Here is a 17846-nt window from a genome sequence, read left to right on the forward strand (position 1 = left end):
GCCCTGACCCTGACGGTCGAGTCTCCCGACTCCCCTTCTCCGAACCGGATGTGATCATGCGTTACGAGAGCGTCGTCGACGCCATCGGGCACACCCCGCTGGTCCGCCTCGCCCTGGACCTGCCCCACCAGGTGGAGGTCTACGGGAAGCTGGAGCTCCAGAACCTGTACGGCATGAAGGACCGGGTCGCCCGCCAGGCCGTCCTGGAGGCCCGCCGCACCGGCGCGCTCGCCGAGGGCGCGCCGATCATCGAGAGCTCCTCCGGCACCATGGCCCTCGGCCTCGCCCTGGTCGGCGCCCAGCTGGGCCACCCGGTGCACATCGTCACCGACCCGCGGATCGACCCGATCACCCTCGCCAAGCTCCGCGCCCTGGGCTGCCAGGTGCACGTGGTGGCGGCGATGAGCGGCGCGGGCTGGCAGAGCGCCCGGCTGGAACGCCTCGACGAACTGATCCGCGACCTCCCCGGCGCCTTCTGGCCCCGCCAGTACAGCAACCCCGACAACCCCGGCGCCTACCGCGCCCTGGCCGAGGAGCTGCTCGCCGACCTCGGCGGCCGGATCGACGTCCTGGTGGCCTCGGTCGGCAGCGGCGGCTCGCTGTCCGGGACGGCCCGGGTGCTCCGGCAGACCCTGCCCGACCTGCGGGTGATCGGGGTGGACTGCGTGGGCAGCGTGCTGTTCGACCAGCCGGACCGCCCCACCCGGCTCCAGGGCGGCCTCGGCAACAGCCTCGTCCCGGCGAACCTGGACCGCACCCTGATCGACGAGGCGCACTGGCTCAACGACCACGAGGCCTTCCAGGCCACCCGCGAACTCGCCGCGGAACAGGGCCTGTTCGCCGGGAACACCTCCGGCTCGGTGTACCGGGTGCTGAAGGACGTCGCCCGCCGCGCCGCACCGGGCACCCGGATCGTCGGCATCCTCCCCGACCGGGGCGACCGCTACGCCGACAGCGTCCACGACGACGCCTACTGGGAGCGGCACGGCGTCCGGGCGCTGCCGGCCGCCACCGCCCCGGCCGAGGTCCCGGCCGGCACCGAGGTCGCCACCTGGTCGTACGCCGCGCAGACCGGCGCGGTCCGGCCGCGCCGCCGGCTGCTGTTCGTCGAGGCGAACACCTCCGGCACCGGCGTGCTCGCCCTCGACCTGACCCGGCGGCTCGGCCTGGAGCCGGTCCTGCTCACCGACAACCCCGGGCGCTACGCCGGGGCGGCGGAGTCCGGCTGCGAGATCGTGGTCTGCGACACCTCGACCGAGCGGGCGCTGCGCGAGGTGATCGGCTCCCGCTTCGCCCGCCAGGAGCTCGCCGGGATCACCACCACCAGCGACTTCTACCTGCCCGTGGTGGCCCGCCTGGCCCGGTGGCTGGAACTGCTGGGCAACCCCCCGCAGGCGATGGCCGACGGCCGGAACAAGGCCCGGACCCGCGAGCTGCTGGCCGCGGCCGGCGTCGGCCAGCCCCGGTTCGCCGCCGTCCGCTCGGTGGCCGAGGCCGAGGCGGCCCTCGACCGGGTCGGGCTGCCCTGCGTGGTCAAGCCCGCCGACGACTCCGGCTCCAACGACGTACTGCTCTGCCACACCGCCGAGCAGGTGCGGGCGCACGTCGCCCACGTGCTGGCGGTGGAGCTGAACGTGCGCGGCCTGCCCACCGCGCGCACCGCGCTGCTGGAGGAGTTCGTCCAGGGGCCCGAGTTCAGCGTCGAGATGTTCGGCACCGGCGGCACCCAGGAGTGCGTCGGCATCACCGCCAAGACCGTCTCGGACGGCCCGTACTTCGTGGAGCGCCGGCACCTGTTCCCGGCCGTGCTCGACCGGACGGACGAGCAGGCGCTGCGAAGCACGGTGGCCGCCGCACTGGACGCGCTCGGCCTCGAACTGGGCGCCACCCACACCGAGGTGCGGCTCTCCGCCCGCGGCCCGCTGATCGTCGAGGTCAACGCCCGGCTGGCCGGCGGCATGATCCCCGAGCTGATCCGGCTCGCCACCGGCGCCGACCTGCTGGAGCAGCAGCTGCGCGCCGCCTGCGGGCAGCCGGTCGAACTCGCGGGCGGGCGCACCGGGTTCGCCGGCATCCGGTTCCTGACGGCCGAGCGCGAGGGCGTGCTCGCCGGGATCGCCGGGGTCGAGGAGGCCGGCCGGATCGGCGGCGTCCACCGGGTGGTGCTCACCGCCGCGCCCGGCCGGGCCGTCCGGCCGCCGCAGAACGCCTACGACCGGCTGGGCTTCGTGATCGCCGAGGGCGCCACCCCGGAGGCCGTCGCCAAGAGCCTGGACGAGGCCGTCGGGGCGCTGACCGTCCGGCTCGACCCCGCCTGAGCAGTCCGTACGAACCTGACCACCCCTGCCCGACCCCTGCCCGACCCCCGAGAGAGAAGGCGCGCCAATGCCACCGCAGAGCCCGTCCCCCCGCGCCGTCTCGGCCTCCATGGAGCAGCTCCGCCAGGAGTACGCCGAGCGGTTCCCGGGCTGGACCCAGCAGTTCATCACCCTGTTCTCCGGCAAGGCCGCCGCCGGGCAGCGGCCGCCGTGGTGGATCACCCCGCCGATCGTCAACTGGTTCCTGACACTGCTCCAGCTGCTCGTCGCCGTGCTCGGCAGCGTGTACGCGGTGCGGCTGCTCGGCTGGTTCTCGCTCGCCGTGCTGCCGGTCACCTGGCTGATGACCGTCAACGCGACGCGCAAGCTGCAGATCACCTGGAGCCACCACGCGGTGCACAAGGAGGTCTCCGGCAACCGGCACGTGGACAAGGTTGTCCAGGTGGTGTCCAGCGCCGTCGCGCTGACCTCCAACTACGAGGACATCTTCGAGGACCACGTCCGCAAGCACCACAGCCGCAAGGTCTTCACCACGATCACCGACCCCGACTCCGGGTACCTGATCTTCCTGGGGTTCCGCCCCGGGACGCCGGTCGAGGAGCTGCGCGGCCGGCTGCGTCGGACGCCGCTGTCGCCCCGGTTGCACCTGCCCTCGCTGGTCTACCGGGTCCGGACCAACTTCATCACCGCCACCTGGACCAGGCGGATCGCCTCGACCGTCTGGGTCGGCCTGCTGGTCGTCCTCGGCGTGCTGATGGACGGGGTCGAGTACACCGCCGCGTTCCTGATCCCGTGGTTCGTGCTGTTCCACTGGGCGGCGCTGTTCCAGACCATCTCCGAGCACCCGTACCTGTCCTTCGACGGCCCGCCCGCCAGCCGCGCCGACTACGTGGCGCGCACCTGGGGCCGGTTCTGCCTGGAGCCGCTGCCCGAGCGCGGCGCGCCGGCCGGCCGGCGGCTCGGCCAGTGGGCGCGCTGGCTGGCCCGGATGGTGTTCGTGCAGACCCCGGCCCGGTTCGCCGTCCTGGCCTCCGACCTGCCCGCGCACGACCTGCACCACGTGGTGCCCGCCGACCACGCCTGGCACCTGGCCTTCTGGCACCGGCAGATCCACATCGACCAGGCCCACGAGAGCCGGATGGACCAGCGCGAGCTGACCCTCGCCGAGGCGATCCGACAGGTGCTGGAGGGCATCAGCCACTCCCCGCTGGCCACCGCCGAGCCGCAGGCCGGAACCGCCTGATGAGCCTGCGCCACCTCATTCCGCTCGTCTCCCACCCGCCGGAGGACCGCCCGATGCCCGACACCCCCGTACGGCCCGAGCCCGCCCCCCGGGGCCGGCTGCTGGTGCTCGAACCGATGTCCTCCGGACTGACCCTGCTCGGCACCGCCCGCGAACTCGGCCTGGAAACCCTGGTGTTCTCGCACGACGCCGCCGACCGGGTGGTGCCCGAGACGGCCCGCGCCGACGTCGACCGGCTCGTCGTGGTCGACACCAACGACTCCGCGGCGCTGGCCGAGGCCGCCGCCCGGGAACACGCCCGCTCGCCGCTGAGCGGCGTCGTCTCCGGCTCGGAGTTCTACACCGACGCGGCGGCCCGGATCGCCCACCGGCTCGGCCTGCCCGGGCTGCCGCTGGACACCGCGGAGGCCGTCCGGGACAAGACCCGGATGCGAGCGATCCTGGAGAAGGCCGGGCTGCGCATCCCCCGGTACGCCCCGGTCGACGGCGCGGACGAACTCGACGCCGCGGCGGCCCAGGTGGGCTTCCCGTGCGTGCTGAAGCCGGCCGCCGGCTCCGGCAGCATCCAGGTCAGCCGGGTCGAGGACCACGCGCAGCTGCGGGCCGCCTACCGGGCGATCGCCGAGGACGCCCAGTACGTCTTCGACCAGCCCGAGGACGGCCGGGCCCTGCTGGAGGAGTACCTCGACGGGCCCGAGTACTCCGTCGAGGGGTACGTCCACCGCGGTGCGGTCGTGGTCGTCTCGGTGACCCGTAAACTGCTCGGCGCCGAACCGTACTTCGTCGAGCTCGGCCACGTCGTCCAGGCGGACCTCGCCCCCGACGTCCGGGCCGGAGTCGTCGCCTACACCGCGGACGCGATCACCGCGCTCGGCATCACCCTCGGCCTCTTCCACGCCGAGGTGCGGATCACCGCCGACGGTCCGGTGCTGATCGAGGTCGGGGCCCGGTTGGCCGGCGACCGGATCGCCGAACTCATCCACCTCGCCACCGGGGTGTCGCTGCGGCACATCGCCGTGGCCGCGCACGCCGGGCTCGACCGGGAGCCCGCCGAGGCCGTCGGCCGGCCGGTGGCCCGCTACGCCGGGATCCACTTCTTCACCGCGCCCGGTCTGGAGGTGTTCCAGCGGGCCGAGGGCCTGGCGGAGGTCGAACGGCACCCCCGGGTGACCGAACTGCGGACGTACTACCAGCCCGGTGACGCCGTCCCCCCGGCCCGGGACCTCCGGTGCCGACTGGGCCACGTGATCTACACGGCGGAGTCGGCGGAGGAGGAGGCCGAGCTGCGGGCCGGGTTCGCGGCGGCCGTCCGGTTCAGCTGACGAGTCGTCAATTCAGCGGTGCCGCCCGGAGGTTCTGCTCGGGCGGAAGAGCAACGGGGGAGAGGGACCATGGAACTGGTACTGCACGAGGTGGACCTGCCGCTGCGGCACCCGTTCGGGACGGTGCACGCCACGGTGGCCGTGCAGCAGAGCCTGATCGTCGAGCTGCGGGACGGCGAGCACCGGGGCTTCGGCGAGGCCGCCGGGTTCACCTTCTTCGGGCTGTCGCTGTCGGACGTCCGGGGATCGCTGGAGCGGGCCCGGTCGGCCATCGAGGCCGACCGGGTGGACGATCCGGCGGCCTTCTGGAGCCGGGTGTCGAAGCTGCTGGACAACAGCTTCTCGCTCTGCGCCCTGGACCAGGCCGCCCACGACCTGTGGGGGAAGCGCCTGGGCGCGCCGGTCTGGCGGCTCTGGGGGCTGACCGCGGACCGGCTCCCGGTCAGCGACTACTCGATCGGCATCGACACCGTCGACCGCATGGTCGCCAAGATGAACGAGTTCCCCGGCTGGCCGGTCTACAAGATCAAGCTCGGCACGCCCGACGACATCGAGATCGTCCGCGCCCTGCGCCGGCACACCGACGCGGTCTTCCGGGTCGACGCCAACACCGGCTGGACCGCCGAGCAGACCATCCGGAACTCTGCCGAACTGCGCAAGCTGGGCGTCGAGTTCATCGAGCAGCCGCTCCCGGTCGAGCAGTGGGAGGAGCAGCGGCAGGTCCACCGGGAGTCCGAGCTCCCGGTGGTCGCGGACGAGAGCTGCCTGACCGAGGACGACGTCGAGCGCTGCGCCGAGGTCTTCCACGGGGTGAACATCAAGCTGGCCAAGTGCGGCGGCCTGACGCCCGCCCGGCGGATGATCGCGAAGGCGCGGGAGTCGGGCCTCACGGTGATGGCCGGCTGCATGGCCGAATCGACCGTCGGCATCTCCGCCATCGCCCAACTGCTGCCGCTGCTCGACCACGCGGACCTGGACGGCGCGCTGCTGCTCGCCCGGGACGTCGCGGACGGCGTCCGGCTGGACCGCGGGCGGGCCGTGCTGCCCGCGGAGAACGGCACCGGCGTCACCTGGCTCGGCGCCGGGGTGCCGAGTTGACCCGGACCACCGGCGCCGCCGCCGACTCCACCACGGAACCGGCCCCGGCCCCGACCCCGGCCGCAGCAGGCCGGTCGGGTCGCTGGGGCATGCCGTCGATCGCCGGGCGTGGCCGGCTGCTGGCCGCCTCCGCCGTGGACGCCACCGGGAACGGGCTGTTCCTCGCCTTCGAGGTCGTCTACTTCCTGCGGCAGACCGGCCTCCCGCTGACCCAGGTGGGTCTCGCCCTGACCCTGACGCACGTGCTCTCCCTCCCGGTGCCGACCCTGGTCGGCTCCCTGGTGGACCGCTTCGACCCGCGCCGGGTGGCGGTGCTCGGGAACGCCGTCTCGGCCCTCGGCTTCGCGGGCTGCCTGGCCGCGCACTCCTTCTGGCAGGTGGTCGCGGCCGGCCTGGTGGTCCAGATCGGCATCAACAGCTACTGGACCTGTAGCGGCTCGCTCGTCGCGCTGGCCGCCGGGCCGGGCGAGCGGACCAGGTGGTTCGGCCTGATCAGGGCGCTGCGCAACGCCGGGATCGGCCTCGGCGGAGCCGTGTCGGCCCTCGCCGTCGGCCTCGGCGGAGCCGGATCGGTGCGGTGGCTGGTGGTGGCGAACATCGCCAGCTTCCTCGCCTCGGCGGTCCTGATCGCCGGCTGGCGGCCGCCGGCCGGCGGCCCGGTCACCGCGGCGGACGCCGAACCGGAGGCCGCCGGCGGCTATCTGACGGTCCTCCGGGACCGCACCTTCCTGGGCGTGCTGGCCGCCAACCTGGTCTTCGTGCTCGCCGCGCTGGTCCTGAACGTGCTGCTCGCCGTCTTCCTGGTGCGGGGGCTGCACCAGCCCGCCTGGATGGCGGCCCTGCTGCTCACCTGCAACACCCTGGTCGTCACCCTGCTCCAGACCGCGGTGGCCGGGCGGGCCGAGAGCCTGCCACGGGCCCGGGTGATCCGCGCGGCGGCGCTGCTGTACGCGCTGGCCTTCGGCGGCTTCGGCGGACTGCTCGCCGCCCCGGGCTGGGCGGTGCTGCCCGGACTGCTGCTCGCGATCCTGGTCTACACGCTGGCGGAGATGCTCCAGTCCCCGCTGATGACCGAGCTCGCCGTGGCCCTGGCGCCGGAGCGGCTCCGCGGGCGGTACCTGGCCCTGGTCCAGTCGACGTGGAGCCTCGGGGGCGCCGCGGCCCCGGTGCTGTTCTCCGTCCTGATGGCCCGGGGGCCGTGGTGGCCCTGGGTGTCGCTGGTGGTCCTGAACCTGCTGGTGCCGGCCGCCCTGGCCGGCCTCGACCGCCGCGTCGCCCCCGAGCCGACCTGACCCTGAAGCCCTGAAGCCCTGAAAGTCCTGAAGCCCCGAAGTCCTGAAAGCCCTGAAGGAAGACCCACCATGAAGAAGCTGTTGCTGATCGAAGGCAACGGGGTGGCCGGTGAGGACCTCATCGACGCCGCCCGGGAGCACGGCGCCGAGGTCCACGTCGCGACGCACCAGGACCTCTACGAGAAGTACCGCCCCGAGCTGATCGCGAAGACCGCGGGCGTGGTGCTGACGGACTTCTCCGCGCCCGAGGCCGCCGTCGCGCAGCTGGCCGGGTACTGCGCCGACACCGGCATCTCCGGCGTCATCTGCGGCTGGGAGTTCCTCTCGCCGGTCGCCACCAAGCTGGCGGCCGCCGCCGGGCTGCCCGGCAACGACCCGGCGCGGGCGGACGCCTGCCGCAACAAGCGCCTGATGAGCCTGGCCTTCGAGGAATACGGCGTCCCCGCGCCCGCCACCCTGGTGGTCGACTCGCTGGACTCCGCGCTCGACCGGATCGCCGAACGCGGGTTCGCCTTCCCCCTGGTGGTCAAGCCCGCGGAGAACGCCGGATCGGTGGGCGTCACGGTGGTCGAGGCCGCCGACGGCCTCGCCGCGGCCTTCCGGCTGGCCACGAGCCAGCCGATGGAGATTCCGCACCGGATCGCCCTGGAGACCACCGTCGTCATCCAGGAGTACGTCGAGGGGCGGGAGTTCAGCGTCGAGACGATCGTCTTCGAGGGGAAGTTCCACCACCTCGCCGTCACCGAGAAGTTCACCACCACCGGCGCGACCCGGGCCGAAATCGGGCACACCACGCCGGCCGACCTCGACCCGGCCGACCGGGACGCCCTGGTCGGAGCGGCCGAACAGGCGCTGGTGGCGCTCGGCTTCCACAACGGCGTCGCCCACGCCGAGATCAAGCTCACCCCGGGCGGCCGGGCCAAGGTGATCGAGGTCGGCGCGCGGCCGCCGGGCGACCACATCCTGAAACTGGTCCGCCACGCCACCGGCGTGAGCGAGGCCCGTGCCTACGTCCAGGTCGCGCTGGGCGAGGAACCCACCGTCGACGGCGACCGGTCCGCGGCCGCCGCGATCCGGTTCCTGGCCCCCGACCGGGCCGGCACCGTCCGGCGGATCGGCCCCGTGCCGGACTCGCCCGCGGTGCTGGCCAGCACCTGGTACGTCGGCGTCGGCGACCAGGTCGACCACGCGCTCGACAACGCCACCAGGCTCGGCTTCGTCATGCTGACCGCCGCCACCGCCGCCGAGGTCAACGCCCTCGCCGACGAGATCGTCCACGCCGTCCAGGTGGAGATCGGCTAGCCGCCCGGCGACCCGGCCCACCCGTTTCACCCCCTCTCCCAAGGAGCAACCCATGTCCACCGCACCCCAGTTCTCCGTCATCGGCGGCGGCGTCGTCAACGAGGTCCTCGACGACCCGAAGACCATCGTCGACATCGTCCGCCGCGCCTACATCGCGCACGGCGAGCAGCAGAGCGTCAACCCGCCGAGCTACTTCCTGCGCTTCCCGGACCGCCCGGACTCGCGGATCATCGCCCTCCCGGCCTCCATCGGCGGCGACTTCGGCGTCGACGGGATCAAGTGGATCTCCAGCTTCCCCGGCAACATCACCTCCGGCCTGCCCCGTGCCTCGGCCGTCCTGATCCTCAACGACCACGAGACCGGCTACCCGTTCGCCTGCCTGGAGAGCTCGATCATCTCCGCGACCCGCACCGCCGCCTCGGCCGCGCTGGCCGCCGCCGAGCTGCACGCCGGCCGGGACACGCCGCGCACCGTCACCTTCTTCGGCACCGGCCTGATCGCCCGGTACATCGAGAAGTACCTGCACGGCAGCGGCTTCACCTTCGACCAGGTGACCATCTTCGACACCGACGCCCGCTACGCCGAGGGCTTCCGCAGCTACCTCACCGGCCAGGGCCGGGAGGGCGAGATCGGCATCGCCGAGACCGCCGAGGAGGCCGTCCGCGCCTCCGACCTGGTGGTCTTCGCCACCACGGCGGGCACCCCGCACGTGCACGAGCTCTCCTGGTTCGCGCACAACCCGGTGGTGCTGCACATCTCGCTGCGTGACCTCTCGCCGGAGATCATCCTCGGCTCCACCAACATCGTCGACGACGTCGAGCACTGCCTGAAGGCCGACACCTCGCCGCACCTGGCCGAACAGGCCACCGGCAACCGCGAGTTCATCGCCGGCACGCTCTACGACGTGCTCCAGGGCACGGTCGAGCTGCCGACCGACCGGCCGCTGGTCTTCTCGCCGTTCGGCCTCGGCGTCCTCGACCTCGCGGTCGGCAGCACCGTCTACCGCGAGGCCCTGCGCCGCGGCCTGGCCGCCCCGGTGGAGAACTTCTTCCACGACCTCAGCCGCTACGCCTGAGCCGTAGGGCACCGCACCAGCACCAGTAACAGCACCAGAACGCACCGCACGAACAGAACGAGAAACACGAACGTGAACACCGAGTCCCAGCCCGTCGTCCTGATCGCGGACCCACTGCCCGCCGAGACCGTCGCCGGGCTCGGCCCCGGCTTCGACGTGCGGCACTGCGTCGGGGCGGACCGCGAGGAACTGCTCGCGGCCGTCCCGGCCGCCGACGCCCTGATCATCCGCAGCGCCACCCGGGTCGACCGGGAGGTGCTGGCCGCCGCGCCCCGGCTGCGGATCGTCGCCCGTGCGGGCGTCGGCCTCGACAACGTCGACGTCGCGGCCGCGGCCGAGGCCGGGGTCGCCGTCGCCAACGCGCCGGAGTCCAACATCACCAGCGTGGCCGAGCTGACCGTCGGTCTGATCATCGCCGCGCTGCGCCGGATCCCGGCCGCGGACGCCTCCGTCCGGGCCGGCGCCTGGCAGCGCTCCGCCTTCACCGGCTCGGAGCTCGCCGGCAAGACCGCCGGCATCCTCGGCTTCGGGCGGATCGGCCGGCTGGTCGCCCGCCGGCTGGCCGCCTTCGACATGCGGATCGAGTGCCACGACCCGTACGTGACCGCCGAGGCCGCCGCCGAGCACGGCGCCCGCAGCGTCCCGCTGGACGAGCTGATGCGCGGCGCCGACGTGCTCACCGTCCACCTGCCGCGCACCCCGGAGACCGTCGGCATCGTCGGCGAGGCCGAACTGCGGCTGGCCAAGCCCACCCTGCTGCTGGTCAACACCGCGCGCGGCGGCATCGTCGACGAGACCGCGCTCGCCGCGGCGCTCAAGGAGCAGCGGATCGGCGGCGCCGCGCTGGACGTCTTCGGGATCGAGCCGCCGCTCGGCTCGCCGCTGGTCGGGCTGGACAACGTCCTGACCACCCCGCACATCGGCGCCGGGACGCGCGAGGCGCAGCTGCGGGCCGGCCAGGACGCCGTCCGCGCCGTCCGGGACGCCCTGCTCGGCTAGAGCTTGTCCGGCCAGGCCCCGTCGCCCCGGCCCGCACGGCCGGGGCGACGGGGGTCCTCGCTCTGGTGCGCGATATTCGCTGCCCCCTGTCGGTGTTCGCCCCTAAGGTGCATCCCAGCCGACCTGGGAGAAGAATTCGTGAGCCAGACCTTTCGCGTCGATCTGCGGGGGATCGTCGACCTGCTGAGCCATCACCTGTACACCAGCCCGCAGGTGTACGTCCGTGAGCTGCTGCAGAACGCCGTCGACGCGATCACCGCCGCCCGGCACGGCGAGGAGGGCTCCACGCCGGTCGGCCGGATCGCGATCTCCTCCGGCGAGGCCGCCGGCGACGGCTCCCTGACGATCAGCGACAACGGCATCGGCCTCGGCGAGGCGCAGGTGCACGAGCTGCTCGCGACCATCGGGCGCAGCTCCAAGCGGGACGACCTGGGCTTCGCCCGGCACGAGTTCATGGGCCAGTTCGGCATCGGGCTGCTCTCCTGCTTCATGGTCTCCGACGCCATCGAGGTGGTCACCCGCCGGGCGGGGGAGCCGACCGTGCTCTGGCACGGCCGCTCCGACGGCAGCTACACGGTGGCGCCCGCGCCCGCCGACCAGCAGCGCCCGGAGGCCGGGACGACGGTCACACTGCGCCCCCGCCCGGGGTGCGAGCACCTGCTGACCCGCCGCGCGGTGACCGAACTGGTCGCCCACTACGGCGCCCGGCTGCCCCAGCCCGTCACCGTGGACGGCGAGCTCGTCACCGGCGGCCCGGCGCCCTGGGACCGTCCGGACGAGGAGAGCGGGGCCGAGCGGCGGGCCCGGCTGGAGGCGTACTGCGCGGAGGTCTTCGGCTTCACGCCCTTCGACGTGCTCGACGTCGCCACCGCGGAGGCCGGTCTGCGCGGCGTCGCGTTCGTCCTGCCGATGCCGGCCAACCCGGCCGTCCCGGCGGCGCACCGGGTCTACCTGAAGCAGATGCTGCTGGCCGAGGGGGCGGAGCGGCTGCTGCCGGAGTGGGCCTTCTTCGTGCGCTGCGTGGTGGACACCGCGGAGCTGCGGCCCACCGCCAGCCGCGAGGCGCTGTACGAGGACTCCCTGCTGGCGGCGACCCGCGACGCGCTCGGCGACCAACTGCGCGGCTGGCTGGTCCGGTTGAGCGTGCAGGAGCCGGCCCGGCTGCGGGCCTTCCTGCGGGTGCACCACCTGGGCGTGAAGGCGCTGGCCCTGCACGACGACGAGATGCTGCGGCTGGTCGCCGAGTTCTGGCCGATGGAGACCAACGTCGGACCGCTCACCCTGGCCGAGTTCACCGCCCGGTACGGGCTGCTGCGCTACACCCCGCAGCTGGACGAGTTCCGCCAGCTGGCGCCGGTGGCCGCCGCGCAGGGGCTCGCCGTGGTCAACGCGGGCTACGTCTACGACGCCGAGCTGATCGACCGGTTCGCCGGCGTGGAGCGGGAGGTGGAGGTCGAGCAGCTGCGCGCCGGGGACCTCACCACCCACCTCCAGCGGCTGGACCCGGCCGAGGAGCAGGCGCTGGTGCCGTTCCTGGCGGTGGCCGACCGGGTGCTGTCCCGGCTGGGCTGCGACCTGCTGGTGCGCTCCTTCGAGCCGGCCGGCCTGCCCGCGCTGTACCTGCTGGACGACGACACCGCCTTCCAGCTGGACGTCCGCGCCACCCGGGAGCAGGTCGACGACACCTGGGCGGCGATCCTCGACACCTTCCGCAGCGAGGTCGAGCCCCGGCCCCGCCTCGTCCTCAACCACCGCAACCCGCTGGCCCGGCAGGTGCTCGCGCTGGCCGAACCGGAGCTCCAGGCGATGTGCCTGGAAGGCCTGTACGTGCAGGCCCTGCTGCTCGGCCACCACCCGCTGCGCCCGGCCGACACCGCGGCGCTCAACCAGTCCTTCCTCGGCCTGATCGGCCGGGCCGTCTCCGGGGGCGTGCAGTGAGCCGTACCGAGCAGCAGGTCCGCGAGCTCTACCGCAACGTCCGGGGCATGCCGGCCGGCCAGGCGAAGTTCGCCGCCCTGGAGGAGGTGATCCGGCACGCCGACGCCCTCGGCCTGGTCGAGTTCGCCTTCGACGTGCGGATGGAGGCCACCCGGGTGTTCGTGCACGGCGGGGTGCCGGCCAAGGCCTTCCTCACCTTCTCCTGGTGCCTGGCCGCCTACGACCGCGAGCCGGGGCGCTTCGCCGGGCACCACGAGCACTCGCTGCTCTGGCAGTTCAAGTGGATGATCTACAACGCCTACCAGTTCCCGGAGATCCCGCTGGCCCGGACGGCGGAGCTGATGGACGACATGGAGCGGCGGTACCGGCGGGGCGGCCACAGCATGCACGCCGTCCTCCAGCACCGCGGGCTGCTGGCGGAGAGCCTGGGCCGGCTGGAGGAGGCCCAGGAGTACTACCAGCAGATGGCGCTCACCTCGCGGGACTCGCTCTCCGACTGCTCCGGCTGCGTCCCGAGCAGCCAGGTCCGCGCCCTGGTCGCGCTCGGGCGGGACGAGGAGGCGATCCGGGTCGGCGAGCCGGCCCGCCGTTCGGGCTGCTCCGAGCAGCCGCAGTGGGTCAACTCCGAGCTGCTGCTGCCCTACCTGCGGACCGGCCGCGGCACCCAGGCGGTCGAGGCGCACCGGGTGGCGTACCGGTGCGTCCGCGACCGGCCGCACCACCTGGGCGAGCTGGCGCTGAACGTGCGGTTCTGCGCGCAGAGCGGGAACCCGGGGCGCGGGCTCGACCTGATCGAGCGCCACCTGAGCTGGCTGGAGCGGCCGCGCAGCCCGCTGAGCGAGATGGAGTTCGCGGCGGCGGCCGTGGCGGTGCTGGCCGAGGTCGAGGCCCGGGGCGAGGGCGGGCGGCTGCTGCGCTTCCCGACCGTCGACGGCGGGCGGCGCCCGGACACCCGGGTGGACCAGCTGGCCGCGGAGCTCCGGGTGCGGGCGCTGGCGACGGCGGCCCGGTTCGACGCCCGCAACGGCAGCGGCTACCAGAGCGACCGGATCCGGGAGTGGATGAGCGCCGGGCCGATCGGCGAGCCGGTGTCGCTCTCCCCGGCCGATCGGGACCTGACCGTGGGCGCCGACGAGCGGATCCGCCACCTGTTCGCGCAGGTCGGGGCGCACCTCTCGGCCGGGCGGCCGGTCGAGGCGGCCCGCGCCCGGGCGGTGGTGGCCGCGGAGCTGCTGGAGGAGGAACGGTTCGCCGAGGCGGTGGAGGCGGCCGAGGAGGCGGTCCGCGAGCTGGACCGGCTGGAGCTGGCGGCCGATGCCGCGGCCTGCCGCTGGCTGCTGGCCCGCGCCTACCGGGAAGTCGGTGAATGGCGGGCGGCCACTGCGGCGCTGCGGGAGCTGCTGGAGTCCGCGGCGGCCAAGACGTCCTGGGCGTCCTGGGCGTCCGCGGCCTCGTCGGCCGGGGGCGCTGGGCTCCCGCCGCGGCCCGAGCTGGAGGCCCGGTTCGGCAAGTGGCTGGGCTGGGGCTCGACCGAGGCACCGGTCTGGTTCCTGTCCGCGGCCCGGGGCTTCGCCGCCGCCGGGCGCACCGCTGACCGGCTGACCGCCCTCGCCGACGCGTTGAACCGTCAGCCGAGCGCCGATCCCGAGCCCGACTCCGGGCCGTTCGCGGAGCTGCTGGCCGAGATCCGCACCGCCCTGGACGGACTCCTCGGCGACGGGCCCGCGGCGGTCGACGACGGCCTCGTGCAGCCGGCCGCCGCCCTCCTGCGCGCCTACGCCTGCCACCTGGACTGCATCGACCGCCACCAGGAGACCGTCGACCGGCTGCGGACGGCCCGCACCCTCCTGGAGCGGCGGCCGTTCGCCGAGGCAGCCGGGGAGCTCGGCAACATCCTCACCGAACTCGCCGAGGCCCACCTGGCGCTCGACGCCCCCGAGGCCGCCGAGGAGGCGGCCCGGGCGGCGATAGCCCTGCTGGGCGACCCCCAGAAGGCCTGGACCGAGGCGATCGTCCTGGTCCGCGCCCTCCGGGCCCGTGGCGCGGACGAGGAGGCCGCCGAGGCGATGGAGCTGTACGAGGTGGACGAGGACGACCTGGGCGAGGACGGGGACGACTGACGCCCCTGGGGAGGCTGCCCGGTGCGGCCTCCCCGGCGGGCTCAACGCTCCCGTTCAGCGTTCCCGTTCAGCGCACCCGGCCGCGCGCCTTCAGCGGCGTGGCCGGGAGCGCGGGGGCGGGCACCCGGGCGCCGGCGTAGCCGTGGACGGTGCCGAAGCGGTCGCTGGTCATCCAGTCCGCACGAGCTCGGGCGATGTCCTCGTTCGACCGGCCGATGAAGTTCCACCACATGACGATCTTCTCGTCGAAGGGTTCCCCGCCGAGCAGCAGCAGCGAGCCGTCGGTCAGGGCACGCAGCGGCAGCTCGCGCCGCCCGCTGCCCAGGTAGAGCATCGAGCCCGGTTCGAGCCGGACGCCGTCCACCTCGGTGAGGCCGGCCATGGTGAGCACGGCGTACTCGAAGTCCGGTTCGACCGGGACGCGGGCCGAGCTGCCCTCGCGCAGCGTCAGGTCGACCCCGACCAGCGGGGTGTGGACGGTGCCGGGGGAGGTGGCGCCGTCGACGGTGCCGAGGATGACGGTGCCGTGCAGGCCGTCGGCGGTCACCACCGGCAGGTCCGGGTGGTGCTCGAAGCGGGGCTCGGTGTGCCGGTGGGCGTCGGGCAGGGCGACCCAGAGCTGCGCGCCGTGCAGCAGACGGGCGTGCGGGCGGGGGGACTCCTCGGAGTGCGAGATGGCCCGGCCGGAGGTCATCAGGCCCAGTTCCCGCGCGCGGACGGTCTGCAGGCTGCCGAGGCTGTCGCGGTGCAGCACCGAGCCCTCGTGCAGCCAGCTGACCGTCTGGAGGCCCATGTGCGGGTGCGGCGGGACCTGCATACCGGGCTCGTCGGCGATGTCGTCCGGGCCGTAGTGGTCGACGAAACACCAGGCGCCGACCATCCGGCGGCCCAGGTTGGGCAGCAGCCGGCGCACCACGGTGTTGCCGCCGAGCGCGGTCTCGCGGGGTTCCAGCAGCTCCCGGACGGGGCCGCCCGGGACGTCCGCGCGTCCGCCGCGCAGGGTGGCGGGGACGGCCTCGGGGGCGGGCGGGGCGAGGTCACTCATGACGGGCGGACTCCTCTGCGCTGGACGGGCCGGTGCTCCTGTCGGCGGGGCGTGCCGGATGGCGGTCCGCGGGGACGATCGGGGTGTTGCCGGACACCGCCCGGGTGACCGGGGTGCGCTCGGCGATGTCCAGCAGCCGGGCGCGCTGGGCGTCGTCCAGGTCGCCGAGCAGGTCGATGCGCCGGGTGATCCGGGCGGCGTGGTCGGCGCCCTTCTCGTAGCCGAGGTGCACCCGGACGGTCTCCAGCCGCCACTGCTTGCGCTGGGCGTACATCCGCAGGGTGATCGCGGTGCACGAGCCGAGCGCGGAGAGCAGCAGGCCGACCGGGGTGGTCGCGGTGTCCGCGCCACCGGCCGAGGCCGGTTCGTCGGCGGTGAGGCGGTGGCGGCCGGAGCGGATGTCGACCCGGTAGTCCTCGGCGGTGCTGGTGGCGACCACGGCGGCGGACCGGACGTACCCCTCGGCGACCGCCGGGGCGGCCGGGTCGGCGCTCACAGGCCGAACCGGGTGCGCTGCGCCTGCGGCACCAGCTCGGCGTACTCGGGGTGCTTGCCGATCCAGCCCCGGATGAACGGGCAGTAGGGGAGGACGGCGAGGCCCTGCTCCCGGGCGCTGTCGAGGGCGGAGCGGGCCAGGGTGCCGGCCAGGCCGCGGCCGCCGAAGGCCGGGTCGATCTCGGTGTGGATGAACGCGATCTCGTTCTCGTAGCGGTGGTACTCGGCGAAGCCGGCGAGGGCGCCGTCCTCGGTGATCTCGAACCGCGACTGCTCGGGGTTGTCGGTCACAGTGGTCGTCATCGTTACCTCCGGGTGTCCGGGCCGCGGGTGGTGGCCCGCTGTCGACATTAGTTTATCCTTCAACTAGATGTCGATCAACCCTCCCCCGATCATGCCCGCAGGTGGGCCGGCGCCGCGAGGACCCCTCGCCACGGAAGGCCCGGAATCCGCCCTCGATGGGCGGATTCCGGGCAGGTGGGGTCGGAGCTCGGCACGGCCGTTCCGGCCGGCTGCTCCTTACGGTGCGGTCGCGTAGCAGAAGAAGTGGGCCTGCCGGGTGGTGGTCGCGCCGGTGCCCAGGTCGGTCACGGTCACCTGCACGCTGGCTGCGTAGTTGATGCGACACTTGCCGTCGGCGGAGTCGGTGGTGGTGCCGGAGACGAAGCCGGCGTTCTGCACCGCCGTCCAGTTGTAGCCGTAACTCCCGCTGCCACCACTGGCGATGGCGCCACAGGAGAACGTGCCGTAGCCGGAGTCGCAGAACGCGGTGACGCTCGGCGCGGTGGCCGCCTGCGCGGGGGTGGCCAGACCGAGGGTGGCCAGCGCGAGCAGCGGCGCCGCGAGGGCCGCCAGCCGGCGGGCCCGGGGCTGGAGTGCGGACCTGATCATCGAACCTCCTGGGAACGGGTGTTCACTTTCGGGGCGGTCCGACTGTGCAGTGATCACCGAGGGGCCCACAAGCCCAAGGTTGACGGAGCCTGGACAAGCTACGTCCGGATCAGTAGTGCCGCACCGGCAGTTCGGCGTGGTCGGGGCGAACTGCCGGTGACAACACCGGGGTCCACCCCGACGGCCCGGTTCAGATCCGGCCGAGGAAGGCGAAGCCGGCCTCGGTGACGGCCTGGCGCACCTGCTCCTCGTCGAGTTCGCGCCCGGTGGCCAGGGTCAGGGTGACCCGGCCGGCCTTGGCGTCGGCCGCCGCCTCGGTGACGCCGGGCAGGCCCGACAGTCCGGCGCTGACCGTCCGCTCGCAGTGGCCGCAGCTCATGCCGTCGACGGCGAAGGTGGTGGTGGGCTCGGTGGTGGTGGACATGCGGGTGCCTCCGGTGCGGGGGTGGATCGACGTGATCAGCCCACGACAGCGCACGGGCGGGGCGCCGGCCCAGCGGCACGCCGTCCGGGTGACACCATCGAGTGGACCCGGGAACCGATCGGGCCGCCCGCCCGACTACGCGCCGGAGACCGAGGCGGCGGCACCAACGCTCCCCGGTTCGGGCCGTTGGCCGTTGAATGAAGCCGCACCGAATTCTCCAGGATATTTCTGGCTTGTGGGCCTCGCGTCGTCCATCGACGCGAGGCCCACAAGATGCTGAGGAC

General features: G+C 73.7%; 15 protein-coding genes. 10 read left to right on the forward strand and 5 right to left on the reverse strand.

Annotated features, from left to right (window positions below):
- Positions 1-56: 56 nt before the first annotated feature.
- From ABTY15_RS15130 to ABTY15_RS15175, 10 genes are all read left to right on the forward strand, one after another.
- Positions 57-2318 carry a pyridoxal-phosphate dependent enzyme gene (locus ABTY15_RS15130; protein ID WP_350583116.1) on the forward strand — a complete coding sequence of 754 codons (2262 nt, stop codon included), beginning with the start codon at positions 57-59 and terminating at the stop codon, positions 2316-2318.
- 67 nt (positions 2319-2385) lie between these two features.
- Complete coding sequence (locus tag ABTY15_RS15135) at positions 2386-3561, forward strand: hypothetical protein (protein WP_350583122.1); 1176 nt, start codon at positions 2386-2388, stop codon at positions 3559-3561.
- Entirely contained in the window at positions 3561-4883 is a 1323-nt protein-coding gene (locus ABTY15_RS15140) for an ATP-grasp domain-containing protein (protein WP_350583129.1), read from the forward strand. The genes ABTY15_RS15135 and ABTY15_RS15140 overlap by 1 nt, the downstream gene beginning before the upstream one ends.
- Positions 4884-4952: 69 nt before the next feature.
- Positions 4953-5981 carry a dipeptide epimerase gene (locus ABTY15_RS15145; protein WP_350583136.1) on the forward strand — a complete coding sequence of 343 codons (1029 nt, stop codon included), beginning with the start codon at positions 4953-4955 and terminating at the stop codon, positions 5979-5981.
- Positions 5978-7273 (forward strand): MFS transporter, encoded by a 1296-nt coding sequence (locus ABTY15_RS15150; RefSeq protein WP_350583143.1) that lies wholly within the window; start codon positions 5978-5980, stop codon positions 7271-7273. Before ABTY15_RS15145 ends, ABTY15_RS15150 begins: the two co-directional genes overlap by 4 nt.
- A 69-nt stretch (positions 7274-7342) precedes the next feature.
- Positions 7343-8575 (forward strand): ATP-grasp domain-containing protein, encoded by a 1233-nt coding sequence (locus ABTY15_RS15155; protein ID WP_350583153.1) that lies wholly within the window; start codon positions 7343-7345, stop codon positions 8573-8575.
- A gap of 52 nt (positions 8576-8627) precedes the next feature.
- The gene (sbnB, locus tag ABTY15_RS15160) at positions 8628-9650 is read left to right on the forward strand and encodes a 2,3-diaminopropionate biosynthesis protein SbnB (RefSeq protein WP_350583163.1); all 1023 of its coding nucleotides are present in this window, start codon (positions 8628-8630) and stop codon (positions 9648-9650) included.
- A 72-nt stretch (positions 9651-9722) separates the two neighbouring features.
- On the forward strand, positions 9723-10649 hold the full coding sequence (locus tag ABTY15_RS15165; protein WP_350583175.1) for a hydroxyacid dehydrogenase: 927 nt from the start codon (positions 9723-9725) through the stop codon (positions 10647-10649).
- Between the two features lie 138 nt (positions 10650-10787).
- Complete coding sequence (locus tag ABTY15_RS15170; RefSeq protein WP_350583188.1) at positions 10788-12587, forward strand: HSP90 family protein; 1800 nt, start codon at positions 10788-10790, stop codon at positions 12585-12587.
- Positions 12584-14707, forward strand: coding sequence for a hypothetical protein (locus ABTY15_RS15175; protein WP_350583194.1), 2124 nt, complete (start codon positions 12584-12586; stop codon positions 14705-14707). Before ABTY15_RS15170 ends, ABTY15_RS15175 begins: the two co-directional genes overlap by 4 nt.
- Positions 14708-14774: 67 nt before the next feature.
- Here the strand turns inward: ABTY15_RS15175 and ABTY15_RS15180 are convergent, their stop codons facing one another.
- From ABTY15_RS15180 to ABTY15_RS15200, 5 genes are all read right to left on the reverse strand, one after another.
- A complete protein-coding gene (locus ABTY15_RS15180; RefSeq protein ID WP_350583204.1) occupies positions 14775-15752 on the reverse strand; it encodes a pirin family protein in 978 nt (325 codons plus the stop codon).
- Entirely contained in the window at positions 15745-16248 is a 504-nt protein-coding gene (locus ABTY15_RS15185) for an OsmC family protein (protein WP_350583213.1), read from the reverse strand. The genes ABTY15_RS15180 and ABTY15_RS15185 overlap by 8 nt, the downstream gene beginning before the upstream one ends.
- Entirely contained in the window at positions 16245-16550 is a 306-nt protein-coding gene (locus ABTY15_RS15190) for a GNAT family N-acetyltransferase (RefSeq protein ID WP_350583223.1), read from the reverse strand. The genes ABTY15_RS15185 and ABTY15_RS15190 overlap by 4 nt, the downstream gene beginning before the upstream one ends.
- A gap of 216 nt (positions 16551-16766) precedes the next feature.
- Positions 16767-17138 (reverse strand): hypothetical protein, encoded by a 372-nt coding sequence (locus ABTY15_RS15195; RefSeq protein ID WP_350583230.1) that lies wholly within the window; start codon positions 17136-17138, stop codon positions 16767-16769.
- A gap of 190 nt (positions 17139-17328) precedes the next feature.
- A complete protein-coding gene (locus ABTY15_RS15200) occupies positions 17329-17562 on the reverse strand; it encodes a heavy-metal-associated domain-containing protein (RefSeq protein ID WP_350583242.1) in 234 nt (77 codons plus the stop codon).
- Positions 17563-17846 lie beyond the last annotated feature (284 nt).

The organism is Kitasatospora sp. NPDC097643, assembly GCF_040302625.1.
Classification (GTDB): domain Bacteria; phylum Actinomycetota; class Actinomycetes; order Streptomycetales; family Streptomycetaceae; genus Kitasatospora.